Source organism: Bacillus sp. lyk4-R2A-2 (assembly GCF_030209735.1).
Lineage (GTDB): Bacteria > Bacillota > Bacilli > Bacillales > Bacillaceae > Bacillus > Bacillus pumilus.
The window spans coordinates 341,327-366,329 of sequence record NZ_JARVRK010000001.1 but is presented as its reverse complement, the minus strand read 5'-3'; the positions used below and the strand labels follow the sequence as shown (position 1 = coordinate 366,329).

General features: G+C 41.9%; 26 protein-coding genes and 5 tRNA genes. 27 read left to right on the top strand and 4 right to left on the bottom strand.

Going from position 1 to position 25,003, the window contains the following annotated elements:
• Positions 1 to 3: 3 nt before the first annotated feature.
• Genes pbp4b through murQ form a run of 4 tightly spaced genes read right to left on the bottom strand, consistent with a single transcriptional unit; the run spans position 4 to position 4,544 of the window.
• Positions 4 to 1,359, bottom strand: a complete 1,356-nt coding sequence (gene pbp4b / locus QRN39_RS01620; protein WP_284905937.1) for a penicillin binding protein PBP4B — start codon at positions 1,357 to 1,359, stop codon at positions 4 to 6.
• 19 nt (positions 1,360 to 1,378) lie between these two features.
• Complete coding sequence (locus QRN39_RS01615; protein WP_106066606.1) at positions 1,379 to 2,752, bottom strand: PTS transporter subunit EIIC; 1,374 nt, start codon at positions 2,750 to 2,752, stop codon at positions 1,379 to 1,381.
• The gene (locus tag QRN39_RS01610) at positions 2,749 to 3,618 is read right to left on the bottom strand and encodes a MurR/RpiR family transcriptional regulator (protein WP_050943449.1); all 870 of its coding nucleotides are present in this window, start codon (positions 3,616 to 3,618) and stop codon (positions 2,749 to 2,751) included. Before QRN39_RS01610 ends, QRN39_RS01615 begins: the two co-directional genes overlap by 4 nt.
• A gap of 14 nt (positions 3,619 to 3,632) precedes the next feature.
• On the bottom strand, positions 3,633 to 4,544 hold the full coding sequence (gene murQ / locus QRN39_RS01605; RefSeq protein ID WP_284905933.1) for an N-acetylmuramic acid 6-phosphate etherase: 912 nt from the start codon (positions 4,542 to 4,544) through the stop codon (positions 3,633 to 3,635).
• A gap of 221 nt (positions 4,545 to 4,765) precedes the next feature.
• Between murQ and QRN39_RS01600 the strand changes: the two genes are divergently transcribed.
• From QRN39_RS01600 to QRN39_RS01470, 27 genes are all read left to right on the top strand, one after another.
• Positions 4,766 to 4,840, top strand: a tRNA-Glu gene (locus QRN39_RS01600).
• A 7-nt stretch (positions 4,841 to 4,847) separates the two neighbouring features.
• Positions 4,848 to 4,923, top strand: a tRNA-Val gene (locus QRN39_RS01595).
• Between the two features lie 3 nt (positions 4,924 to 4,926).
• Positions 4,927 to 4,999 (top strand) — tRNA-Thr (locus QRN39_RS01590).
• A gap of 28 nt (positions 5,000 to 5,027) precedes the next feature.
• Positions 5,028 to 5,112, top strand: a tRNA-Tyr gene (locus QRN39_RS01585).
• A 4-nt stretch (positions 5,113 to 5,116) separates the two neighbouring features.
• A tRNA-Gln gene (locus QRN39_RS01580) sits at positions 5,117 to 5,188 on the top strand.
• Between the two features lie 137 nt (positions 5,189 to 5,325).
• The gene (gene rocF / locus QRN39_RS01575) at positions 5,326 to 6,237 is read left to right on the top strand and encodes an arginase (protein ID WP_050943445.1); all 912 of its coding nucleotides are present in this window, start codon (positions 5,326 to 5,328) and stop codon (positions 6,235 to 6,237) included.
• A 183-nt stretch (positions 6,238 to 6,420) separates the two neighbouring features.
• On the top strand, positions 6,421 to 6,984 hold the full coding sequence (gene sigW / locus QRN39_RS01570) for an RNA polymerase sigma factor SigW (protein ID WP_034664426.1): 564 nt from the start codon (positions 6,421 to 6,423) through the stop codon (positions 6,982 to 6,984).
• 14 nt (positions 6,985 to 6,998) lie between these two features.
• Positions 6,999 to 7,625, top strand: a complete 627-nt coding sequence (gene rsiW, locus QRN39_RS01565) for an anti-sigma-W factor RsiW (RefSeq protein WP_034664492.1) — start codon at positions 6,999 to 7,001, stop codon at positions 7,623 to 7,625.
• Positions 7,626 to 7,841: 216 nt separating this feature from the next.
• A complete protein-coding gene (cdaA, locus tag QRN39_RS01560; protein WP_003217057.1) occupies positions 7,842 to 8,663 on the top strand; it encodes a diadenylate cyclase CdaA in 822 nt (273 codons plus the stop codon).
• Positions 8,656 to 10,065, top strand: coding sequence for a CdaR family protein (locus QRN39_RS01555; protein ID WP_137055135.1), 1,410 nt, complete (start codon positions 8,656 to 8,658; stop codon positions 10,063 to 10,065). The genes cdaA and QRN39_RS01555 overlap by 8 nt, the downstream gene beginning before the upstream one ends.
• Positions 10,066 to 10,090: 25 nt before the next feature.
• A complete protein-coding gene (gene glmM, locus QRN39_RS01550) occupies positions 10,091 to 11,437 on the top strand; it encodes a phosphoglucosamine mutase (protein ID WP_044139154.1) in 1,347 nt (448 codons plus the stop codon).
• 571 nt (positions 11,438 to 12,008) lie between these two features.
• Positions 12,009 to 13,811: a glutamine--fructose-6-phosphate transaminase (isomerizing) gene (gene glmS / locus QRN39_RS01545; RefSeq protein WP_008360582.1), complete on the top strand. Its 1,803-nt coding sequence runs from the start codon at positions 12,009 to 12,011 to the stop codon at positions 13,809 to 13,811.
• Between the two features lie 63 nt (positions 13,812 to 13,874).
• Entirely contained in the window at positions 13,875 to 14,234 is a 360-nt protein-coding gene (locus tag QRN39_RS01540) for a hypothetical protein (RefSeq protein ID WP_050943441.1), read from the top strand.
• A complete protein-coding gene (locus QRN39_RS01535; RefSeq protein ID WP_034324064.1) occupies positions 14,221 to 14,577 on the top strand; it encodes a DUF2200 domain-containing protein in 357 nt (118 codons plus the stop codon). Before QRN39_RS01540 ends, QRN39_RS01535 begins: the two co-directional genes overlap by 14 nt.
• Positions 14,578 to 14,743: 166 nt before the next feature.
• Positions 14,744 to 14,935 carry a PLD nuclease N-terminal domain-containing protein gene (locus QRN39_RS01530; RefSeq protein WP_137055138.1) on the top strand — a complete coding sequence of 64 codons (192 nt, stop codon included), beginning with the start codon at positions 14,744 to 14,746 and terminating at the stop codon, positions 14,933 to 14,935.
• Between the two features lie 14 nt (positions 14,936 to 14,949).
• Positions 14,950 to 15,867 (top strand): ABC transporter ATP-binding protein, encoded by a 918-nt coding sequence (locus QRN39_RS01525; protein ID WP_335363899.1) that lies wholly within the window; start codon positions 14,950 to 14,952, stop codon positions 15,865 to 15,867.
• The gene (locus tag QRN39_RS01520) at positions 15,864 to 16,628 is read left to right on the top strand and encodes an ABC transporter permease (protein WP_284905919.1); all 765 of its coding nucleotides are present in this window, start codon (positions 15,864 to 15,866) and stop codon (positions 16,626 to 16,628) included. The genes QRN39_RS01525 and QRN39_RS01520 overlap by 4 nt, the downstream gene beginning before the upstream one ends.
• 115 nt (positions 16,629 to 16,743) lie before the next feature.
• A complete protein-coding gene (locus QRN39_RS01515) occupies positions 16,744 to 17,136 on the top strand; it encodes a RidA family protein (RefSeq protein WP_284905916.1) in 393 nt (130 codons plus the stop codon).
• A 258-nt stretch (positions 17,137 to 17,394) separates the two neighbouring features.
• Complete coding sequence (gene skfA, locus QRN39_RS01510; RefSeq protein ID WP_017366484.1) at positions 17,395 to 17,562, top strand: sporulation killing factor; 168 nt, start codon at positions 17,395 to 17,397, stop codon at positions 17,560 to 17,562.
• Positions 17,563 to 17,626: 64 nt separating this feature from the next.
• Positions 17,627 to 18,862 carry a sporulation killing factor system radical SAM maturase gene (gene skfB, locus QRN39_RS01505; protein ID WP_284905913.1) on the top strand — a complete coding sequence of 412 codons (1,236 nt, stop codon included), beginning with the start codon at positions 17,627 to 17,629 and terminating at the stop codon, positions 18,860 to 18,862.
• A complete protein-coding gene (locus tag QRN39_RS01500) occupies positions 18,855 to 20,342 on the top strand; it encodes a CPBP family intramembrane glutamic endopeptidase (protein ID WP_284905911.1) in 1,488 nt (495 codons plus the stop codon). Before skfB ends, QRN39_RS01500 begins: the two co-directional genes overlap by 8 nt.
• An 18-nt stretch (positions 20,343 to 20,360) precedes the next feature.
• Positions 20,361 to 21,083 carry an ABC transporter ATP-binding protein gene (locus tag QRN39_RS01495; RefSeq protein ID WP_050943432.1) on the top strand — a complete coding sequence of 241 codons (723 nt, stop codon included), beginning with the start codon at positions 20,361 to 20,363 and terminating at the stop codon, positions 21,081 to 21,083.
• Positions 21,076 to 22,497 carry a sporulation killing factor system integral membrane protein gene (gene skfF, locus QRN39_RS01490; RefSeq protein ID WP_113386651.1) on the top strand — a complete coding sequence of 474 codons (1,422 nt, stop codon included), beginning with the start codon at positions 21,076 to 21,078 and terminating at the stop codon, positions 22,495 to 22,497. Before QRN39_RS01495 ends, skfF begins: the two co-directional genes overlap by 8 nt.
• Before the next feature lie 19 nt (positions 22,498 to 22,516).
• Positions 22,517 to 23,032 (top strand): HEAT repeat domain-containing protein, encoded by a 516-nt coding sequence (locus tag QRN39_RS01485; RefSeq protein WP_106029700.1) that lies wholly within the window; start codon positions 22,517 to 22,519, stop codon positions 23,030 to 23,032.
• On the top strand, positions 23,032 to 23,454 hold the full coding sequence (locus tag QRN39_RS01480) for a TlpA family protein disulfide reductase (RefSeq protein ID WP_284905907.1): 423 nt from the start codon (positions 23,032 to 23,034) through the stop codon (positions 23,452 to 23,454). The genes QRN39_RS01485 and QRN39_RS01480 overlap by 1 nt, the downstream gene beginning before the upstream one ends.
• A 23-nt stretch (positions 23,455 to 23,477) precedes the next feature.
• Positions 23,478 to 23,693, top strand: a complete 216-nt coding sequence (locus QRN39_RS01475; protein WP_284905905.1) for a hypothetical protein — start codon at positions 23,478 to 23,480, stop codon at positions 23,691 to 23,693.
• A gap of 128 nt (positions 23,694 to 23,821) precedes the next feature.
• Positions 23,822 to 24,949, top strand: a complete 1,128-nt coding sequence (locus tag QRN39_RS01470) for a DUF418 domain-containing protein (protein WP_350225036.1) — start codon at positions 23,822 to 23,824, stop codon at positions 24,947 to 24,949.
• Positions 24,950 to 25,003 lie beyond the last annotated feature (54 nt).

The window sequence follows — 25,003 nt, the reverse complement described above, 5'->3', positions numbered from 1 at the left end:
CTTTTACTTAAAAGATTCGTAGATGGCGGTCATGATGCTTCCATAAGTGCCAGTTGGGAAAAGGTCACCTTCAAATTGATTTGGGTTGGTTTCAGGTGAAACGACAGGCGAATGTTTCTTATTTGTCAGCAAGACGATACCTAGATTATGTTTTGGATCAATCAATGTCATCGTTCCGGTCCAGCCAGTATGTCCATAGGCTTCGTTACTTGCATATTTTCCAAACATCCATTCCATGTCAGTATGACCGTTTTTTCGCCAGCCTAGCCCGTATGTTGGGTTTGTATCAGAAGAGGCTGTAAAGAGATCGATAGAAGCTTGATCAAAGATGGTTGTTTTTCCATAGCCTCCTTTGTTCAGCATGAGTTGGAGCAGCACGGCCATGTCTGATATGTTAGAGAAAAGTCCAGCATGACCAGAGATACCTGCCATTGAGTAGAATGCTTTTTCATCATGGACTTCGCCTAGCAGGGTGTATCTGCGAATGTTTTCAAAATCAATGACACCATCTCGCGAATTACCTAAACGTTCGGTTGCTGCAAAATGCTTCGGTTTGAATCCTTTTTGCAGTGGATTGAACATTGTGTGTTTGAGACCTAGCGGCCGATAGATTGTCGACTCTACATATTGATCAAGAGGCATGCCTGTTTTTTTCTCAATGATCATGCCTAACAGCATGTAATCAATGTCACTATAAATGTGCTGGGTACCTGGTTTGTATTGCAGAGGCACCTTCGGCAGCCATTTCATCGTTGTCTTTCTATCTTGAGAGAAAAAGGTACCGGCTGCTTCTTTGCTATAAAATAAAACACTGGAAGGGAGTCCGGCAGAATGGGTCAGAAGATCTTTTACACGGAGCTGATCTTTGCCGGTTACCTTTGCATCTGGTTCATCTTTAAAATCTGGCAGGATGGCTTGTATTTTTTCATTCACATTCAGTTTTTTCTCGTAGACAAGCTTTTGCAGGGCATAGTTGGTCGCATACATTTTGGTGTTGGATGCTAAGTCGAACAGAGTGTTCTTTTTCATTTTCTTATAGGATTTGAGTTCCGTTGTGCCTTCGTATTTTTGCCTGTAGCCATAGGCTTTTTGATGGACGATTTTTCCGTCTTTGATGATGATGAGTGCGGCTCCTGGAAACCCTGCTTTGATATCGTTTTGAATCATGTGATCAACCTTCCTAAGCTGCCTAGAAGAAAAACCAACTTGTTCCGGTCGTTTTGCCTTTTTTAAGACGGGATATTCTTCAGGTGCTGTTTTAGACAAAGACGATACAGGATGGGAGCTAGTTGCAAATGTTTGTGCTGGTAATCCAAGGAGCATGAGCAGACTTGTTATTAAGAGAAAGTATTTCTTCAAGAGTTAGACCTCCTATTGCTTATTTTTCCTCAAATTCAACAGCCATATCATCATGAAAACCAAATAAGTATGTGAAAATAAATCCAGCGACATATGCAATAAAGAGTCCGATTAAGTAAAGAAGCATTTGATGTGCGTGAACAATAAAGGTTAATGGGAGACCTGATACACCAATCGCCTTCGTTGCAATTTGGAAGTAGGCTTGAAATGCTCCGCCGATTCCAGCGCCAAGACAAGCGGTGAGAAATGGTCGTCCTAGTGGGAGTGTGACACCGAAAATGAGTGGTTCACCAATGCCGAGCATCCCTGAAGGAAGTCCACCGGCGATGGCCCTTTTGAGTTTTTTCTTTTTTGTTTTCATATAAATGGCGAATGCGGCACCTACCTGTCCTGCACCGCCCATAGCGAGAATCGGCAAAAGCGGGTCATCTCCTATGGAATTGATGAGTTCCATATGAATCGGTGTCAGTCCTTGGTGAAGTCCTGTTACAACAAGTGGAAGGAAGGTCGCACCAAGAACAAATCCAGCGAAGATTCCGCCCATATTTAATAGATAAGTTAATCCTGAGGTAATGGCATCCGATATAAATCCGCCGACTGGCATGAAGACAACGTACGTAAAAATGCCTGTAATAAGTAGTGTGATGGTTGGTGTGACGATGATATCAAGTGATTGCGGGACGAAGCGTCTGATTCTTGTTTCCACAAGTGCCATAAAGATGGCGGCTAGAAGAACACCGATAAGTCCGCCTCTGCCCGGTAGAATATTTGTGCCAAATAGCATAATGTCTGCGGAGGCTGGGTTAATAATGAGGATTCCAGCTAATGCGCCTAATGCAGGAGAGCCCCCAAACTCCTTTGCGGCATTTGTTCCGACTAATATACCGAGATATGCGAACAAGCCTGAACCAATAACGGTTAAAATGATCGCCGCTTGAGATTTTTCATCAAGCCAGCCCGCTTGCACGATTGCTTTTGTAATCCCTGTAATAAGACCTGATGCAACGAGTGCTGGAATGATAGGAATGAAAATGCTGGCAATTCGTCGCAAGAACAGCTTGAACGGTGTGCGGTTCTTTTGTGAAATGGCTTGCTTGTTTTTTTGTGCTTCGTTGTTTAAATCATAGGAGCCAGAGGCATTTAGCAGTTGTTCAAATGCACTTGATACTTGGTTGACGACACCAGTACCTAAGATAATTTGCAGCGTTTCTGCCTCGACGACTCCAATGACGCCATCGAGTTCTTTGATTGCATTGATCTGAACTTGTTCATTGTCAATCGGTGTAATTCGGAGACGCGTCATACAATGTGTATGGGAAGAAATGTTTTCAGAACCACCACAGAGAGAAAGAATGTCTTTCGCCAACTGCTGATATTTCGTTTGATGACTCATGTTGAATCCCCCTTTGTTTTTCGTTTCATGGAGCGGATGGCATGTCTTGTTTTGTCAATATATTGCGCTGTCTCTTCATATTGACGGGAAGCTAAGCTGAGGAACAAGACATCAATTAAGTAGAGCTGTGCCATTCTAGAGGAAGTGGCTGCACTGCGAAAAGGTGCTTCATTGGAACCGGACGTCGATAGGTGAACGTCACATAAGGCAGAAACGCTTGTTTGACCTGGATGCGTCAAGGCAATGGTTTTGACTTGATTGTCTTTTGCGAGCTGAAGGGCTTGAATGATGTCTAACGTTTCTCCTGAAAAGGATATACCGAACACGATGTCATTCTTTCCTGCATTTGCGATAACCGTTGATGCGATGTGCATGTCAGTGAAGGCAGTCGCTGCATAATTGATTCTGAGAAATTTCTGCTGGGCATCCGCTGCGACGATGCCAGATGCACCGACGCCGATAAAATGGATTTGGTTTGCATGCAGCAGTAATTGAACAGCCTTTTCTAACGCATCTGCATTTAAAATAGAAGCAGTATCCTTAATCGATTGAATCGAGTTTCCTGCTGTTTTTTGAATAATGGACTGAATTGGTTCATCTTGTTCGATATCACGGTAGCCTTGTTTATCGTTATGCATCAAGTCTCCAGCGATTCGCATTTTTAAATCGTGATAGCCATCTAGACCGAGAGATTTACAAAGGCGGATGACTGCAGAGCTGCTTGCACCGGCTGCCTGACTAATCTCGTGTACGGTGCTTTTAATGACTTTGTCAGGATGGGCAAGGATATAGTCTGCAATGATTTTTTCAGATTGGGGGAGCTTTGCTTTCATTGTGTGTAGTAGGGTGAGTCCACCTGCTGACATGAGCTCTGCCTCCTTTAGGATTGATGGTGTGAGATGGCTTTGTCGATATGACCATTCGTTTTGTTGAGCAAATCCTTGGCTGTTTTCTTATCTGTGTTTGTTTGGAGCATGACGATGGCAGTTTTGACTTCTAAGTCTGCCGCTTCAAGCGTTTTCACGGCTTGTTCGTAGGTAGCGTTTGTCACATGTTGAATGATGGTGATGGCGCGTTCTTTTAATTTATGATTGCTGACTTTTACATCAACCATCAGGTTTTCATATACTTTTCCTTGTCTGATCATGACAGAGGTGGAGAGCATATTTAAAATCATTTTATGAGCGGATGCGGCTTTCATTCGTGTTGACCCGGTGATGGCTTCAGGTCCTACAATGACTTCAATGGCGCAGTCTGCCAGTTCGCTAATTTTTGCTTGTTCATTACAGCTGAGGGCTACTGTTTTTGCGCCGATGGATTTAGCGTAGTTTAAAGCGCCGATGATGTAGGGTGTCCTACCGCTGGCGGCGATACCGACGACTGTATCTTTTGATGTCAGGCGAATGTGTACTAAATCCTGTTTGCCGGCTTCTTCACTGTCTTCCACATCTTCGGCAGCATGTGAAAAAGCAGAGTCTCCGCCTGCCATGATGCCGACAATCACATCAGGTGAGACGCTATAGGTAGGGGGACATTCGACAGCATCCATCACGCCTAGTCTGCCGCTTGTCCCGGCTCCTAAATAAACGAGTCTGCCCCCATTTGAGATGGATTCATAGGCGAAGTCACTTGCTGTTTTGATATGTGGTAGGACACGGTTGACTGCTTGAGCGACCTTCATATCTTCTTCATTAATCATTTGGAGCATTTCGAGTGGATCTGCTTGTGATATTCCCATTGTGTTAGGATTTCTTGATTCTGTTGTCAAAGAACGCAATTGAGATGGCTGCATGCGACATTCCTCCTTATTTCTTCATTTTCAGTATATTCAGTATGATATGAAATTTCAACATTATATTTAAATACTGAAATTATATTTCAGTGAAAAAGTGGTGCTAATCAAAGGTAAATAGTTAGAAAATAAAAAAAATAAAAATCCCCTTTACAAAAGGGGGACAACCTGTATATAATAACTTTTGTCAGCTTCACGGAAACAGTCAAACTTGACAAATTGGCCCGTTGGTCAAGCGGTTAAGACACCGCCCTTTCACGGCGGTAACACGGGTTCGAATCCCGTACGGGTCACCATTGATGTGGAGGATTAGCTCAGCTGGGAGAGCATCTGCCTTACAAGCAGAGGGTCGGCGGTTCGAGCCCGTCATCCTCCACCATATGCCGGTGTAGCTCAACTGGTAGAGCAACTGACTTGTAATCAGTAGGTTGGGGGTTCAAGTCCTCTTGCCGGCACTGTTTTTTCTTTATCAATTTCATATGTGGAGGGGTAGCGAAGTGGCTAAACGCGGCGGACTGTAAATCCGCTCCCTCCGGGTTCGGCGGTTCGAATCCGCCCCCCTCCACCATTCTTGGGCTATAGCCAAGCGGTAAGGCAACGGACTTTGACTCCGTCATGCGTTGGTTCGAATCCAGCTAGCCCAGTTAAGACACCTTTTTCAAAAAGGTGTCTTTTTTTTATGTTGGCAGGCGAAATGTATAACTATTCAAAATATTGTTGAGTTGAGTCAGAAGGCACCGAGAAAGTAAAATATAAGCATGAACGGAAAGGGGATGTACATATGGGAGATCAAAAGAAGGTCACGCTTGTCGGGGTTCCGATGGATTTGGGTCAAATGAGAAGGGGCGTCGATATGGGACCAAGTGCGATTCGGTGTGCAGGCGTAAAAGAAAAATTGGAATCGCTTTCATTTGATGTGGAGGATCTCGGGGATATCCCGGTTGAACAAAGAGATGATGAAAAAGGTTTATATACAAGTGAAAAGCTAAAGAATTTAACGGAGAATGCTGGTGCGAATCAGCTGCTGGCTGAGAAGGTTGACAGTATTGTGCAATCAGGCTCATTCCCGCTCATTTTAGGCGGTGATCACAGCATTGCCATTGGCACACTTGCGGGGGTATCGAAGCACTATGAAAACTTAGGTGTCATTTGGTATGATGCACACGGTGATTTAAATACAGAGGAAACCTCTCCTTCTGGAAATATACATGGTATGCCGCTTGCAGTCAGTCTTGGCCTTGGCCATGCGGATTTAACGAATATTGGCGGCTATTCTCCAAAATTGAAGCCTGAGAATGTTGTTTTAATTGGTGCTCGATCCTTAGATGAAGGAGAGCGGGCGTTGATTAGAGATAAAGGCATTAAAGTGTATACGATGCATGAAATAGATCGTTTAGGGATGACAAGGGTGATGGAGGAAGCGATTGCATATTTAAAGGAAAGAACAGATGGTGTCCACCTGTCTCTTGATTTAGATGGATTAGATCCAGCCGAGTGTCCTGGTGTAGGAACTCCTGTGGCAGGCGGCATTAGCTACCGGGAGAGTCATCTTGCTATGGAGCTTTTAGAAGAAGCCGGTATTTTGACTTCAGCTGAATTTGTTGAGGTGAACCCGGTTTTGGATGAAAAAAATAAAACAGCCGAAGCAGCTGTTGCATTAATTGGATCGTTAATGGGCGAAAAGCTATTGTAGAGCGGGATTTGTTCCCGTTCTTTTTTATTTTCGGAAAATTTAAGGATATATTAAGGTTTTTACCAGTGGATATGCGTAACACGCTGTCAAAAATTTGTTACACTATTTTTTAGAGGAGAATGAAACCTTTTGGAAAGAGGTTCGTATACATAAAGACCGGTGAAGGCAGAGGTTGAATATACTATGGACACAATGATTAAAAAGAGAATTAAGCAAGTGAAAAAAGGCGACCAGAACGCATTTGCAGACATCGTAGACCTGTATAAAGACAAAATTTATCAGCTGTGCTACCGTATGCTTGGGAATGCACACGAAGCAGAGGATATTGCACAGGAGGCGTTTATTCGTGCCTATGTGAATATTGAAAGCTTTGATGTGAATCGTAAGTTTTCTACGTGGCTGTACCGCATTGCAACCAACCTGACCATCGATCGTATTCGCAAAAAAAAGCCGGATTATTATTTAGATGCAGAGGTGGCAGGAACAGAAGGATTGAATATGTATTCTCAAATTGCTGCTGATGGCATTTTGCCAGAGGAAGAGGTGGTGTCTCTTGAATTATCGAGTACCATTCAGCAAAAAATTCTAAGATTACCCGATAAATATCGTTCGGTCATCGTATTAAAGTATATTGATGAACTCTCGTTAAAAGAAATTAGTGAGATTCTAAATATACCTGTTGGTACGGTGAAAACGAGAATACACAGGGGTAGAGAGGCTCTCCGGAAACAGTTGAGAGACCTTTGAGTGAGGTGATTTTGATGAGTTGTCAGGAAAAAATCGTCCTGCTTATGCATCAGTATTTAGACGGGGACATTGAGCCCCAAGACGAAAAAGAATTAAAAAGCCATCTGCAATCGTGTGAGGAGTGCCGTACTCATTTTCAACAAATTGAGAAATCCATCGCGCTTGTGCAGAGTACATCTCATATAGAAGCACCGACTGATTTCACTGCAAAGGTGATGGCAGGTCTTCCAAAGGAAAAAAAGCGTGTGTCGGTTCAAAGATGGATCAAAGCTCATCCGCTGATGGTGGCCGCTGCCCTCTTTCTCATTTTGATGGGAGGCAGTCTGTTTACAAGCTGGAATACGGATCATAATTTCAGTGTGTCGAAGCAGCCGAATCTCGTCGTTGTAAATGATACAGTGACCGTACCTAAAGGGGAAACCGTAAAAGGTGATGTCACTGTCAAAAATGGCAAGCTGATTGTAGAAGGCAAGGTTGATGGAAATGTCACCGTCGTCAATGGGGAACAGCTGACTGCTTCTGCCGGACAAGTCACTGGTCAAATTAATGAAATTAATGAAGTGTTTGATTGGATTTGGTACAAAATGAAATCTACAGCACAAAATGTGATGCGGGTCATTGGACCAGAGGAGCAAAAGTAATTATACGGGTCGAGAGCAGTCTCTTTAGGGGCTGCTCTTTTTCTATATTATAGGTCAGAATGTATGCGAGCTAGCAGGCCAGCCATATATGGCAACTGTTTTCCTTGCTGAAACAAAATGTGATATAATAGCCACGCTATGTATTTACACATAGGCTCTTTTTTTATCAAAAATGCATCAAACGAAGAATAACTGAAAATTCTGGAGGACGAGGAAATGGCTTTAGGGGATATTCCTATTTTGCAGTACCTCGGTAATGCTGTTGATATTCTCGTTGTTTGGTATGTGATATATAAATTAATGATGGTCATCCGCGGAACAAAAGCGGTTCAGCTTTTAAAGGGAATTGTGGTCATTGTTCTCGTCAGGATGGGAAGTGCGTATCTCGGTCTTAACACACTTCAATGGCTGATGGATCAAGCGATTACGTGGGGATTCCTTGCGATCATTATTATTTTTCAGCCAGAGCTAAGGAGAGCGCTTGAGCAGCTTGGGCGCGGCCGTTTCTTCTCAAGAAGCGGGACACCTGTAGAGGAACAGCAGCAGAAAACGATCGAGGCAATTACAAAAGCAATTAACTATATGGCAAAACGCAGAATCGGCGCGCTGCTGACAATTGAGCGTGATACTGGGATGAATGATTACATAGAGACTGGAATTCCTTTGAATGCAAAGGTGAGTTCAGAGCTGCTCATTAATATTTTCATTCCAAATACACCACTTCATGACGGTGCTGTCATTATGAAGCGTGATGAGATTGCAGCTGCCGCTTGTTATTTACCGCTGTCAGAAAGTCCTTTTATCTCTAAGGAACTAGGGACGCGTCACCGGGCGGCAGTCGGAATTAGCGAAGTGACAGACAGCTTGACCGTCATCGTTTCTGAGGAGACAGGCGGCATTTCTGTCGCGAGAAATGGTGATCTCCACCGAGAATTGACAGAAGAAGCGCTTGAAGAAATGCTGATTGCTGAATTTAGTAAGAACAGCAAAGATGCTTCCTCGACCAAATGGTATTGGAGGGGCAAGAAAAATGGATAAGATTTTGAATAATCGCTGGGCCGTAAAGCTTTTTGCATTGGTCTTCGCTTTATTGCTGTATGGTGCAGTCAATTCAGCGCAAGCGCCCACGCCGAAAAAAATCGGTGAATCCTTTTTCCCAACATCGACGACAGATGAAGCGACCTTAACCGATATTCCTGTTAAAGCGTATTATGATGACGAGAAGTACGTCGTCACTGGTGTGCCGCAAACAGTCAATGTGACGATTAAAGGGTCAACGAGTGCTGTGAAAACAGCAAGACAAACAAAGAACTTTGAAATATATGCAGATATGCAGAATTTATCCACAGGTACTCATAAAGTGGAGCTGAAGGCAAGAGATGTATCAAAGGGACTCACGCTATCGATCAACCCATCTGTGACGACGGTGACGATACAAGAAAAAACAACAGCAGAATTTCCTGTTGAAACCGAATTTTATAATCAAAATAAAATCAAAGACGGCTATTCACCTGAACAGCCTATTGTGAATCCGAAAAAAGTCACAGTCACAGGTTCAAAAGACGTGATCGACAAAATTTCTGTCATTAAAGCATTTGTGAACCTAGAGGATGTCGATCAGCAAATTGAAAAGGAAGCGAAGCTCACTGTGTATGATAGCAGTGGGAATGAGCTGCCAGTCGAATTGAGTCCGTCTGTTGTGAATATTACAGTTCCCATCTCAAGTCCAAGCAAAAAGGTTCCGTTTAAAATAGAGCGGACTGGCAGTTTGCCGGATGGGATCAGTATCTCAAGTATTGAGACAAGCCCGAGTGAGGTCACAGTGTACGGCTCTCAAAAAGTGCTGGATTCGCTTGATTTTATTGATGGCGTCAAGCTGGACCTAAGCAAGATCAAAGATGATACGGAGATTGATGCCGATATTCCCCTGCCAGATGGTGTGAAAAAGGTATCACCCGAAACGGTGAAGATCAAAGTGAAGGTTGCTACAGCTCAAGAAAAAAAGATCGATAATGTACCAATTTCTGTCGTAGGTCTGAGCAAGGATCTCACCTCTGATTTTGTGAGCCCATCTTCTGGACGGCTTACGTTAACAGCAAAGGGATCAAAGAGTGCGATTGATAAACTAAAGGCTTCAGATGTTGAAGCCTATATCAATGTCGGGGACTTGAACGAAGGAACACATGAGGTCACAATTCAAGTGAACGGTCCTCAAAATGTGACGTGGACATTATCGAGATCAAAGGTCAAAGTGAAATTGACTTCTACTGAGACAGAAGATCAGCCAGCGTCTACAAATGATCAGAAGAAGCCATCTTCTGATGACGATGATCAGGAAGAGAAAAGCAAAGAAGAATCCACGCAAGATAAAGCAAAGAAAGAATCAAGTCAAAGACAGCGGATCAAAGAAGATAAAAAAGAGGACGAAGCGTCCTCTTGAATGGTAAAAAAGGAGCGATTGAAACATGGGCAAGTACTTTGGAACTGATGGTGTAAGGGGTGTGGCGAATAGCGAATTAACGCCAGAGCTCGCATTTAAAATTGGGAGATTTGGCGGCTATGTGCTCACGAAGGATAAAGAACGTCCAAAGGTACTCGTTGGGCGAGACACACGTGTATCCGGTCATATGTTAGAAGGAGCGCTCGTTGCAGGCTTACTTTCAATTGGGGCTGAAGTAATGCGTCTGGGTGTGATCTCAACACCTGGAGTGTCTTATTTAACGAAAGCAATGGACGCAGAAGCGGGTGTCATGATCTCTGCTTCTCACAATCCAGTTCAAGATAACGGAATTAAATTCTTCGGCGGTGACGGCTTTAAGCTGTCTGATGAACAGGAGAATGAAATTGAGCAGCTGATGGATCAGCCGGTCGATCAATTGCCACGCCCAGTTGGAGCGGATCTTGGAACAGTAAATGACTACTTCGAAGGCGGTCAGAAATACTTGCAATTCTTGAAGCAGACAGCAGACGAGGATTTCACAGGTATTCACGTGGCGCTTGACTGTGCACACGGTGCAACCTCTTCTCTAGCGACACATTTATTTGCGGATTTAGATGCGGATGTGTCCACAATGGGAACATCACCAAACGGATTGAATATCAATGATGGTGTAGGCTCAACTCATCCAGAGGCGCTTTCTGCTTTTATGAAGGAGAAGGGTGCAGATATTGGTCTTGCGTTTGATGGTGACGGTGACCGTCTGATTGCTGTCGATGAAAAAGGTGATATTGTAGACGGCGATCAAATTATGTACATATGTGCACGTTATTTGAAGGGCGAAGGTCGATTAAAGGATGACACGGTCGTCTCTACGGTCATGAGTAACCTAGGTTTCTATAAAGCGCTTGAGAAACAAGGCATTAAGAGCATCCAAACCGCTGTTGGTGATCGCTATGTGGTTGAAGCGATGAAAAAGGATGGGTATAATGTCGGCGGTGAGCAATCAGGCCACTTGATTTTCCTTGATTACAATACGACAGGTGATGGCATGCTTTCTGCAATCATGCTTGTCAACACACTCAAAGCAACAGGGAAAACATTGTCAGAGCTTGCAGCTGAAATGGAGAAATTCCCGCAGCTTCTAGTGAATGTGAAAGTGTCTGATAAATATAAAGTAGAAGAAAATGAAAAAGTAAAAGCAGTAATTCAAGAGGTTGAAAAAGAGATGAACGGTGACGGCCGTATTCTTGTTCGTCCATCTGGAACAGAGCCGCTTGTACGTGTCATGGCAGAGGCGAAAACAAAAGAGCTATGTGATGAATATGTGACTCGAATTACGGCTGTTGTGAAGGAAGAAATGGGTATTGAGTAATAGATATCAAAGCAAATCGCTAGCAGCGGTTTGCTTTTTTTCGAATAAACGTCATAAATGGATGGTTTTGTACGAATCTTATAGGCGAGGGCAATTTACTGTGTCTTCATACATAGGAGAGCACATCAAAGGTAGAACGTGACAAGCCTCATCGCATATAGTGTATGGAGGTCTCACTTTCTTGAAAGGGATCACCAGCTAAATTGTGATTGACGGAGGTCAGACCTTATAGTACAATCATCCTTGTGTTACTGGATTTTTATTCTATCAGGAAAGGCAGGGTAGATGTTCAGAAACTCTCTTATAATTATAGCGCCCGAACTAAGCGATCGGACGAAAGATGCTTAGTTGACGAGGATGGAGGTTATCGAATTTTCGGCGGATGCCTCCCGGCTGATCAAAAAAGAGATCACAGCCGTAAGTGTTTCTTTAAAGCAAAGAGGTGACTCTTTGTACAAAGGGAATACACATGATCTCCCAAATTAAACATGTAGAGAGGGACGAAGAAATGTCCCTTCTATTGTAGTAGGCTTTCTTTGTCCCTTTCACATGAACGGGAGGAAGAATATTTATGTGTGGAATCGTAGGTTATATCGGTCAGAATGATGCGAAGGAAATCTTATTAAAGGGTTTAGAAAAGCTTGAGTACCGTGGGTATGACTCTGCAGGTATCGCTGTGGCAAACGAAGAAGGCGTGCATGTGTTCAAAGAAAAAGGACGTATCGCTGAGCTTCGTGAAGTTGTTGATGCAAACGTAGCATCTTCAGCTGGAATCGGACATACACGCTGGGCAACACACGGTGTACCAAGCCATCTAAACGCGCATCCGCATCAAAGTGCTTCTGGCCGTTTTACGCTTGTTCATAACGGTGTCATCGAGAACTATGTACAATTGACACGCGAATATTTACAAGACGTCACACTAAAAAGCGACACAGATACAGAGGTTGTTGTTCAAGTCATCGAACAATTTGTGAACAGAGGTCTTGATACAGAGGAAGCTTTCCGTCAAACGCTTCTTCAACTAAAAGGCTCTTACGCAATTGCTCTTTTCGATAACGAAAACAAAGAAACAATCTATGTGGCGAAAAACAAAAGCCCATTATTGGTAGGTTTCGGAGAAGATTTCAACGTTGTCGCTTCTGACGCAATGGCGATGCTTCAAGTAACAAACGAATATGCGGAATTAATGGATAAAGAAATGGTCATTGTCACAAAAGACGAGGTTATCATCAAAAACCTTGACGGTGATATCATGACACGTCCTTCTTATATCGCTGAGCTAGATGCAAGCGACATCGAGAAAGGCACATATCCTCACTACATGTTAAAAGAAACGGATGAGCAGCCGCTTGTCATGCGCAAAATCATCCAAGAATATCAAGACGAAAACGGTAAGCTGTCAGTCGCTGGCGATATCGCAAGCGCAGTAGCAGAAGCAGACCGCATTTACATTGTGGCTTGTGGAACGAGCTACCATGCAGGACTTGTCGGTAAACAATACATTGAAGACTGGGCAAAAGTACCTGTAGAAGTCCATGTAGCAAGTGAATTCTCTTACAACATGCCGCTTCTATCGAAAAAACCGTTGTTCATCTTCCTTTCTCAATCTGGGGAGACTGCGGACAGCCGTGCTGTACTTGTTCAAGTCAAAGAGCTTGGTCATAAAGCATTAACAATCACAAACGTACCAGGATCTACGCTTTCTCGTGAAGCGGATTTCACATTGCTTCTTCATGCAGGACCAGAAATCGCAGTGGCTTCAACAAAAGCTTACACAGCGCAAATCGCTGTTCTTGCGATCCTTGCATCTGTTGCAGCTGAATTAAATGGTCAATCTCTTGACTTCGACCTTGTGAAAGAGCTTGGAATTGTAGCAAACGCAATGGAAGCCCTTGTCGATCAAAAGGATGAAATGGAACAAATCGCTCGTGACTTCTTCACAGTGACACGTAACGCATTCTTTATCGGAAGAGGACTTGATTACTATGTGTGCCTTGAAGGTTCACTCAAACTAAAAGAGATCTCTTACATCCAAGCAGAAGGATTTGCTGGCGGAGAACTCAAACATGGCACCATTGCTTTAATTGAAGAAGGCACACCGGTCATTGCCCTTGCAACGCAAGAGCACGTGAACCTCAGCATTCGCGGTAACGTTAAAGAAGTCGTTGCACGTGGTGCAAACCCATGTGTCATCTCACTAAAAGGCTTAGAAGACGAAGGCGACCGTTTCGTCCTTCCAGCTGTACACCCAGCACTTGCACCACTTGCATCTGTTGTTCCATTACAGCTAATCGCTTACTACGCAGCCCTTCACCGCGGGTGTGATGTGGATAAACCACGTAACCTTGCGAAGAGTGTGACGGTGGAGTAGGTTTCAATAAAATCTCGGATTTTTGATACCCCTTTAGATATAATTGTCTAAAGGGGTATTTTTGTGTCTAAAGAACTAATTAAAATGAAAGATAGATTCGATAAGATCGTACATCTTCAAGGGAGCGGAGTCATTATGAGTAAATATTTAAAAAAGGAAAAATGGGGAATTGCTTTTTTCTTCATCGTTTATATCGCATTGTTTATTAGCTCTTATTTGTTGATTGGTGGTCCTGCTACCGTCGAAGGACCGATTTGTGTATTTCTAGGATTCTGTTTCGTTCAATTTCATAAATATAGGTCTTTCAAAAAAGATGCGGGTAATAAAAAGGGAATAGGCATACTAAGAGAGCGGCACGTAGAGAAGGCAATACAGGTTGAATATTTAACAAAGAAAGAGAGAAAAACACATGAACAAACCTAAAATCTATACAATGAGCTTCGCAAAAGTCTATCCTCTCTATATCGCAAAGGTGGAAAGAAAGGGAAAAACGAAGGCTGAAGTCGATACGATTATTTGTTGGTTAACAGGGTACAGTCCAGAAGAGTTACAGGAACAGTTGAACAAACAGATAGACGTTGAAACCTTTTTTTCTGAGGCTCCTGAGCTGCATCCTTCCCGCAGTTTAATCAAAGGGGTCATCTGTGGTGTTCGAGTGGAGGATATTGAGGAAGAAACCATGAAAAACATTCGTTATCTGGATAAGCTAATTGATGAATTAGCGAAAGGAAAGAAGATGGAAAAGATTTTGCGAGGTTCATCATAAACATCTATAACACGTAAGCCCAGTGAAGGTGCCTTCACTGGGCTTTTTTATATCTTATAGACCACTTGATCGATAAAAATAAAATCCATTTGAACGAAGTCACCCTTCATGTCGTCAAAAGAAGTGATATCAAAACAAATTAGTGTTTGAAAAGGGAGTGGCGTGGATGGATATGAAGATGATATTACCTCTTATTTTACTGCAAGCGATTTTGATGGTGATTGGTTTGTTCGATTTGCTGAAAAGAGATCCATCGAGAATCAGGGGAGAGGTGAAGTGGGTTTGGGCTTTGGTGATTGTGTTTGTGGCGAGTGTCGGTCCTATTGCGTATTTCATTTTTGGTCGTAAGCATTCTTAAAAGGGGGAGTTCGTTTGAATATGTTGGAGTGTCATGGGCTGACGAAATCGTATGGCCCGAATGAAGTTTTAAAAAACGTTTCGTTTTCTGTTGGGGAGGTTGGATGTGTCGGCTTTTTAGGAGCCAATGGAGCGGGGAAGACAACGACGATTCGGATTTTGACGGGGCTTGCTCGTCCTACGTCTGGCGTTGTGAAGGTGGCGGGTATGGATGTGACAAAGGACATGGATGACATTAGTCATGTGATTGGCTATTGTCCGCAACAGCCTGCATTTTATCAGGATATGACGGGGCAGGAGTGGATGCATTGGGTTGGCGGGTTATTTCAATTAGAGAAGAACATCATTCAATCCAAAACAGAGGAATTGTTGAAGCTTTGCCACATATATGAGGCGAAGGATCGTGCCATTGGCAGCTATAGCGGAGGCATGAAGCAGAGGCTTGCCATTGCACAAGCGCTCATCAACAGCCCGAAGGTTCTTATTTTGGATGAGCCTGTGTCTGCACTTGATCCAATGGGAAGGAAAGATGTCCTGACTTTGATTGAGCGTCTAAAGCATGAGATGCTGATCTTTATGTCGACCCATATTTTAGATGACATTGAACGAGTGGCGGATCATATTATCATGATCAACAGCGGAAAAATTGAGATGTCCTCTTCCATGAAACAGATCAAAGAAGACTATATCCAGCCGGTGATTGAATTTCAATTAGAACAACAGAATACGAATTTAGTGGCTTTGTTAAAGGAGCTGGATTGGGTGGAGGAATGCATTGATGCAGGGGACGGTTATCAGGTGCGAGTGAACGATCAACAAAAGGCATTGAAGGAGCTGCCTCGTCTGATCACTGAATCTGGCGGTGTTATCCTCCATTATCGCCTATCTAAGCTGACGCTTGAAGATATTTTCATGAAGGTTGTGACTGCATGATGATGTTGAAAAAGGAATTTAGGGAGTTATTCACTAGTTATAAAATTTTATTTGTGCCGATTATTTTTACGATTTTAATGATCACACAGCCTATTACGCTCAAAATGCTGCCGGATCTTCTATCGAAATCAGCTAATTTACCTGAAGGGTCTACATTTTATATACCAGAGCCAAGTGCAGGAGAGGCTTTGGCGAGTGCATTGAGTAAATTTGATTCGCTAGGTGTGTTTATCCTGATTATGATCGTCATGGGAACGATCGCAGGAGAGCGTGCCTCTGGAGTGACCGCGATGATTATGGTGAAACCGATCAGTCGAACGAGTTATTATGTTTCAAAAATATGCGCCTATGCCTGTTTGACTTTGTTTAGTTTGATGGTGGCGGTGCTTGCCTCTGTTTATTATGTGGACATTCAATTTGGGCATCTGGATTGGGTCAATGTGTTAAAAGGAACACTTCTTTATTATCCAAATTTATTGTTGATTGTGGTATCGACCATTTGTGCTTCGGCGTTCTTTCAACGTTCTGTCACAGCTGGCGGTGTATCGCTTTTGATCAACCTTATTCTGTTTACCGTTCCCTCATTTTATGAAGAGACATTAGGGAAGTTTGCGCCTAAAGGCGTGACAAGTGCAGCCGAAGAGATGATTCATAAAGGGACTTATTCGGATCAGGCACTTACTAGTTTTCTAGGTGTATCGGTATTGATTGTTTTCTTTTTTTTCATCGGATGTTTTCTTTTTAGAAAACAAGAATTATAGCAGGCTGTTGCGATTGTTTCTGCAAGTTTACTATGAGCATAAAAATCTGAATAAGGTAGAAAATTTGATATGATGATAAAAAATGACTGTATTTTCAGAAAAGGGGTTTTTATTCATGAGAACATCACGTAATCCTGAGACCATTCACCCGCCAGTTGCACCATATACCCATCAAATAGAGACAACAGGGCCACAGCGGTGGTTAACCTTATCAGGTCAAGTGGGGATGGAGGTGGATGGAACAATCCCCGAAAGTCCGTTGGAGCAGCTCGAATTAGCGTTAGAGAATGTGAAGCGAAACGTAGAAGCGGCAGATATGGCCGTCGAAGATATAACGAAACTAGTTTTTTATCTCGTGGGAGAGTTCGTTGCTGAGAGTAGGAAACGAATCATGGGGCAGTTTTTAGGCGATCATCTGCCTTGTATGACGATGATTTATGTGGTGGCATTGGCTTCTCCTGCTTTAAAGGTAGAGGTGGATGCTTGGGCGTGTCAGGAGATGGTATAGGGTGAACGATTAGTTTGAATATGGTTTGTAGATGGAATGGGTTAGTTCAGAAATCACTAAAATAGAAAATGCGAAAAAGATTGGATAATCAAATCCAATCTTTTTTTAATTACCATCTATATTAAAATTACTTTTAAGTATAATTTTAGAATATTTTACACAATTCCCCTTACTTCGACATTTTTCATATGGTAATATCAGGGTGCATAGGAGATGGGTCTATTGACACTATGCAAAATTTAAGAGGAGGTTTTACTTATGACACGAAACCAAAAAGAATGGGAATCTGTGAGTAAAAAAAGCCTTAAGCGTCCAGGGGGTACTTCGATTGTAAAGGCTGCTGGATGTATGGGGTGCTGGGCCTCGAAAAGTATTGCAATGACACGTGTGTGTGCGCTACCGCATCCTGCAATGCGGGCTATTTAAGGGAAAACATAGGGAGTTAAGCATATATTGCTAACTCCTTATTCTACAAAAGGGGTGTCTATTTATGTCAAATAATCGACTAGTAGAGTATGATTTACCTGAATTAGCGATCCATTTACAGCCTCATGGAGCTGTCATGATAGATAGAAAATCAATGTATTATTTTAGATTGAGTGGAAGAGGGGCACAGCTCGCATTTTTATTATCTAAGAATAAAGACTTAAGTAAAACAGCTCGTATCTGGGAAATCGTTAAAAAAGAAGAGCTAACAGCTGATCAACTTCGAGAAGAATTGAGTGCTCATCCTTTTACTGAAGCTTGGATGCAAGGATTACTGGATCAACCTATTCAATTCTCTGGATCTTTAAATTCCTATTTGCCTATTAGTTGTACTCTCCAATTAACAAACGCTTGTAACTTGGGATGTTCCTTTTGTTATGCCAGTTCTGGTAAGCCTTACCCCGAAGAGTTAACATGTTCACAGTGGATTGATGTAATGCAGAAGTTAGCAGCACAAGGCGTCGCTGATGTCACTTTAACTGGAGGTGAAGCCAAGCTGATTAAAGGTTTTAAAGAAATTGTAATGGCTGCCAGTTCATTATTCACTAACGTAAATGTGTTTAGCAATGGTTTAAACTGGAGGCAAGAAGAAATAGAATTGCTTAGTCATTTAGGAAATGTATCTGTACAAATTAGCATTGATGGTACGAGTGATACTCACGATGCATTAAGAGGAAGGAAAGGTGCTTTTCAAGAGAGTATGGCAACGATCCAACGATTATCAGAAGCAAACGTTCCAGTGATTGTTGCAATGACGATCAATGAAATGAACGCTGATCAAGTAGCAGAGGTAGTAGATCATTGTGCAAAAGCAAATGCATCTATTTTCCGTGCTGGTAAAACTTTATCCGTGGGACGTGCTACTAGAAATTTTAAAGCGTTAGAAACGTCGTTTGAAAAGCTTGTTCAAAGCCAGTTGCAACAGGCACGTCATAAGTGGGGGCACCATTTGAATATAATTGATTGGGAAAATGAAGAAAATTCTTTTACAACCGATTTCTGTACACCTGGTTATTTGGCTTGGTATATAAGGGCGGATGGTTATGTCACACCTTGTCAGTTAGAGGATATCTCTTTAGGTCATATTCTAACAGATTCTTTTTCTGAAATTGGATCGCCAGCAAGGCTGTTGAAATTGAAATGTGAAGCGAAAAATTGTAAATGTATAGGAAAAGTTGAACTCTCCGAGCCAGACCTTCCTTTTGAAAATAATATGAGAGCAGGAATTACTCATGGATAGTATAACTTTTATTTTGTGGGCAGGTCTTGGATTGATAGGGCTTTTTCTGTTTACGAAGTATAGAGTATCAACCATAGAATCAAATCTTCTAGATAGAAGTGAGGCAAGAAAAGTCAGTATTGACTTTATTAGAGAATTCGTGGGTATAGATGTAGAGGAATGGGATGTATATTCAGTCTATTGGTATGATCATGAAACAGTGAATAAGCTACATCATTTAGGCTTGTTGAAAAAAAATAGACATATTCTTCACGAAATGGGCTTGGTAGAGTCATGGCGTGTTCGCTTTGTTCATCAAAATCAATCATTCGTCATAGGAGTAAACGCAAAACGCGAAGTTACTTTTTTTTACGCCGATGTAAGGCAAACTTCATTACCTAATAAAGGTGCTCAAATATCATTAGAAGGATTAAAAGAACAATTAACTTATTCTTCAAAGGGATTATGGGCTAAGACCAAACCAACTGGTTCAGGTTCAAAAGAAGAGGATTTTCGTGAAATCAAAACGTATTGGTATCTTGCTGAAAAGGAAGATATTCGACTTAAGGTAACAGTTGAAATGCAATCTGGTGTGATCACTTATATCGGCACAGATACAGAGATTCTAACAGATCAAATGAACAAAGTAATAAGAGATGAACAAGTTGAGTCTACTTTTGGCATCTCAGGTATGTTAGGGTCTGCCGCTGCGATGATCATTGCTATATTAGTTTTAGTCTTAATGAATGTCCAAATTCAAATCACATTAAGTCTTATACTGGGTTTGATTATTGTACTAGTGCAATCTCTCACAATAAAGGAAGATATACAACTAACGATAGTAAATGCTTACGATGCTAGGATGAGTGTTCATACTGTTCAATTACTTGGCATACTATCTACTTTGTTTGCAGGATTATTGACAGGATTTGTAGTATTTATATGTTCATTGGCAGGAGGTGCTCTTGTGAATGAATTAGGACTAAAATTTCTAGATCAAAGCACTGTCCAGATATTTATCGGTCTTAGCGCCGGAATAATTAGTTTAGGTATCACATCACTTGTTTTTTATTTGTTAGAGAGAATGAATCGATTACGTATATCACCAGAATTATCAAATAGGAGTATGTTCTTATCCGGCTTTACCTTAAGACAAGGGCTTAATATGAGCCTGCAAAGTTCTATTGGAGAAGAAGTCATTTACCGACTCTTAATGATTTCTTTAATATTTTGGTTAAGTGGGAGTATGATATTGTCCATTTTAATATCATCTTTACTGTGGGCAATTATGCATCAGGTGACAGGATATGATCCAAGATGGATTCGCTGGACGCATCTTTTTGTTTTTGGGTGCTTCCTTGGTTTTCTTTTTGTGAATTATGGATTTATTAGTGTACTGGCGGCACATTTTGTTCACAATTTAGTGCTCGTTTGTATGCCCTTATGGCAATTTAAACTTCAAAGATATCTACATACCAAGAAGCCTCAGCATACATCCTAATAGTAAGGGAGAGATTTGATGCCATTCATGGAGGTTCAGAATATAAGCAAACGATATAGCAATGGTGATGGGATAGAGGGTCTGTCATTTTCCATCGAAGCAGGTGAGGTTGTGGCGCTACTCGGGCCTAATGGAGCCGGGAAGACGACAACGATTCGGTGTTTAACGGGGCTATATAAACCAGATGGAGGGGAAATTCTCATTGAGGGTTTCCCGCCTGGTCATTCCCATGTCCAAAAACAAGTAGCTCTTATTCCTGATCAGCCGTATTTGTATCCAGACTTAACGGCTGCTGAACATGTTCAATTCCGTGCTCGAGGATATCATAAAGGCTTAAAACAGATCAAGGAAAAGGTATATGGGGCGTTGAAAGAAGTACATATGGAAAAAAAGATGAACGAACTGTGCGGAAGGCTGTCAAGAGGTCAAAAGCAGCGTGTCGTCTTAGCAGGGGCCATTGTTCAAGATGCCTCCCTTTTTATATTAGATGAACCGACTGTCGGGTTAGATATTCCATCAAAACAGTGGCTGTCGGATTGGCTGAGACAAAAAAGCAGTCAAGGTGGGTCGGTCTTTGTGTCGACTCATAGTCTGGAGTTCGTTCTCGATACGGCCAGTAGGGTGGTATTGATTCGAGACGGTGCCATCATGAAGAATATGGATGTTCCTCAATTAAAGGAAGAACAGAGTGAGTGGAGGGCAGAAGTCATTCAACTTCTGGGGGAGTGGTCAAGTGAATAACACACTCTCCCTTTTATGGATGAAATCTCAAAGGCGCTTGATCAGTAAAAATCAAGAAAAGAAAATGCCTTTTCTGATCTTACTTCTTTTCATTGCGGCAATTGGTTTTCAGCTAAGCGCAGTTTCAAGTATGGGTGATTGGAATGCGGTTGCAGCTGGGTGGATCATTGTCTGTTTGTTTGTTCTTTATACGGGGTTTGGCTTGTTTACAAATCGTCTGCCTAGTCAAATGAACGATATCATTTGGTTATATGGAAATGGCGCTTCTCTATGGACAGTTGTCATCAGTGTATGGTTATATCACATTTTTTGGCGAGGGGCTCTTCTTATTGTCTCTGCTGTGGCTGCGGATTTACTTCTGTTTTTTATGACGCAGCAGTACCCGTTTCTCCTTGGAAGATCACTCATTCTCACAGGGCTGTTATGTTTGGTTGAAACTTGGATGATTGCGATGTCTTGTGCTAGAACCATTCGAGTATATAAGCGCCTGTTCATACTTAGTTTTGTATTGATGTTTTGCTTCTTTGCACTGCTTGTTTTGAATCAATTCATGATGAAACAGCTCTTCTTGATGAAAATGGCTGATTCTTTGATGTTTCAAGCTGGACGTATGATTGAAGAGTTCTCCATTCTTTCTTTCTTCATCTTTATTGGAGTAATGTTCCTATCTTTCATGATGATGTACAAGGCTAGTCATCGTTTAGAGATGAAGGAGTCTTTAGTCAAGGAGGCAGTATTTTGGGAAGAATTTGAGGGGAAACACATTCAATCAAGTCCAATCGTTCAAAAAAAGGGCAAGACATGGTGGGGGCTTCCGTCATTAACGGGTAGCTGGGCTTTTCTTTGGATTGAATTATTGCTGCTAAAAAAGTATGCGGCCTTTCATTTGTTATCTACCATGCTGTTAATTGGTACTTACTATGTCGTCCTTACTTATTTTTCTGATTGGCTGAATCTATTCTTAATCGTCATCGCTTCATCCGTTCTTTTTAGTTCATATTATGCTGGGATTGTAAGACACGCACAAACAGGAGTGCTCTATCTTTTTCCAGGTGCTTTATATCAAAAAATCATCCTGTTAGAAGTGTTTCAAACCTTTTGGCTGTATGCGTTCTACTTGATTTCTCTTTATTTAATTGAGATTCAGGATGTATTGTATTGGACCTTATTTGGTGGAGGAGTTTATATATGGTTTTTGGCCATACGGCACTTTGCCTTTATGCAGCCCCTGAGACGAGAAAGGAGTTTTGCTTTGGCCGCCTATTATCGATCATTGCTATTTGCGTCTGTGATTAGTGCTATGGTTATGATTAGCATTCATCTAATCACTGATGGCTTGTTGACAACAATTGTATCCCTAGTGGCTGGAGCAGGATTTTATGTGCTTTGTTATCGATACCGTGCGGTTCATTAAAAAGAGGAGTTGATTGTCAATGAAACCAGAAAATAAGCTGTCTCAATCAGTTCAACAATTGGCAAATACAAATGAAGTAACGATCGTTCAAGCAATAGGGGAATTGAGAAAGTTCGGAAAAGATGCAGTGCCCGTCCTTGTTGAGGCTTTAAAAGAAAAAGGATCTCTGCGGAACATTGCAGCAGCTGTACTTGGTGAATTTGGAGCAGATGCGGGAGAAGCAGCTGAGCCACTAGCGCAGCTATTAGAAAGTGAAGAAGAGGATACAAGAATGGCCGCTGCCATGTCACTCATGAGGATTGGACAGCCTAGCTTGCCATTCCTTCTGGCACTGGCTAAACGTTATGAGGGACCTACTTGTTTCTGGGCATCATGGTGTATCTCTTGGATTGATCCATCAAAAATTGAAAAAAACATGTACGAGTGCTTAAAACAAGAACAAGAAAATCCAACAGGCAGCGTCACTCCTTTTGCTGCAGAGGAAGCATTAGGGAAGATTATTGCTTTTCAGCTAAAGGAAAAGGGGGATAAATAGTGGAAACGCAAAAACTCAATTGGCCTGAGCACCTCCCTTGGATTTTTCCTTCAGATCAAAGGAGTTTATCTGAGGGACAGCAACTTCTATATTTTTGGTCAGTCAACTGTCCGCATTGTGAAGAATTAACCGACCACATTCTATATCGTGTAAATCAGTTGGGTATTCATTTAACCTGTGTCCATGTTCCATATACAGAAGATGAAAAGTCGGTAGATGTTGTTTCAGAATATGCAGAGGAAAAAAATATGACCGCTCCTATTGTGTTGGATCAGGATTATGAGATTGTTGCAAAGTATAAGATTCAAGGGTTACCTAGCTTTTGCCTTATAGATGAAGAGGGAAATTTAATAGATCGGAAAATGGGAGATAGCGGTTTGGAAAAAATATTGAAAAAGATAGAAAAACATTCAATTAGTTAGCAAGTATCAGGGAGGAGAGAGTGTTGTTTCAATCAAACAAAGAATTAAAAAGAAACGCCATTTTTTTCGCTGGGATTGGAGCGGTTTTGTTGGCTTTAATGATACTGAAATGGTTTTCGATTTCAGCAGACTGGGAGCTGACGTTGATTTTTTGGGGATTGGGGATTTTGTTTTATTTGAACCGTGTGATGCGGAAAGAAGAAAGTCATCATTCATCAATTCATTCGTATGAAACCTAGAATGTATATTCTAGGTTTTTTTATTAAATTTACCTTAAAACGCATGTTTTTACATGGGTGTAGAGACCAATTTTTTAAAAGTGTGGTAGGATAAATATGCTTTTATATTTTCCGAAGGAGCTGTCGTGTTGAAGGGATCTAGGGTTGAGTTAATTGATAGTTTACGTGGTTTTAGTTTATTAGGTATTTTGATCGTGAATATGCTTAATTTTCAATATGATTATGATTTTGAGAAAATGTTTGATTCGAGTTTTTGGGGGCAGGAATTCGGCGTTTATCTGACTGAAATATTGTTCCAAGGGTCTTTTTATCCGATTTTTTCCTTTTTGTTTGGGTATTCTTTTATCAAGCTGATTGAATCGACGAAGGCCAAGGGACTAAATACGAATGCCATTGTCGTTCGCCGTGGTTTTGGTCTGATTGTTCTTGGGATGCTGCATTACATCTTTATTTGGAATGGTGACATTCTTCTTTATTATGGAGCTTGTACGTTTTTCTTGATGATGTTTTTGAGCAGCCGGATTAAAACAATGCTGATTTGGTCGGGTGTGTTAGGTGCGTTGTCATTAGTCGTTTTGCCATACATGATGAAATTTGTTTATGGGACTGATGAACTTTTAACCGATGTGTATGCGAAGGGAGCATATGGGGATATTTTGCTCAGCCGGGTTACGGTTGAAGACGATATGCTGATTGTGACCGTCATTCTGGCGATCGTGACCATTACGCTTATGCCGATACTAGGGTTTCTTTTCGGTACGATGATGGTGGGGCCGTTTGCATTGCTAGGTATGGTGATTGGTAAACGAGGACATCTCACGGAAGAAGATCGAGGGATGGCTTATCGCAAAGGCTGGGTCTGGGTCATTGTCGTCGGGCTTGCGCTAAAATGTGCGACGTTCATTGATGCGCCTTGGAGTGAATTCGTTATGATTCTCGGTGGCTATGTACTGGCGATCGGGTATATTCAAGCTTTTATTGTTTTCTACTATTCGAAGGCAGCCGAAGGCCTCAAACGTTTGCTTGCAGGGCTTGGCCGTTTGTCCCTATCAAATTATTTGGCGCAGTCTATCATTTGTACAACGATTTTCTATTCTTATGGACTTGGTCTATTTGGACAGATGGGGTCAATGTTTGGACTGCTGCTGGCTGTCGGACTTTATACAGCACAGCTGTTCATCAGCTATCTCTATTTGAAAAAATGGAGAAGAGGTCCGGTGGAGTGGATGATGGGAAAATGGGTGTATTGGAAATAAATGCTTTATTAAAACGTGAACAGGTAAGGAGTTTACTATTGAGAATAGAGCACT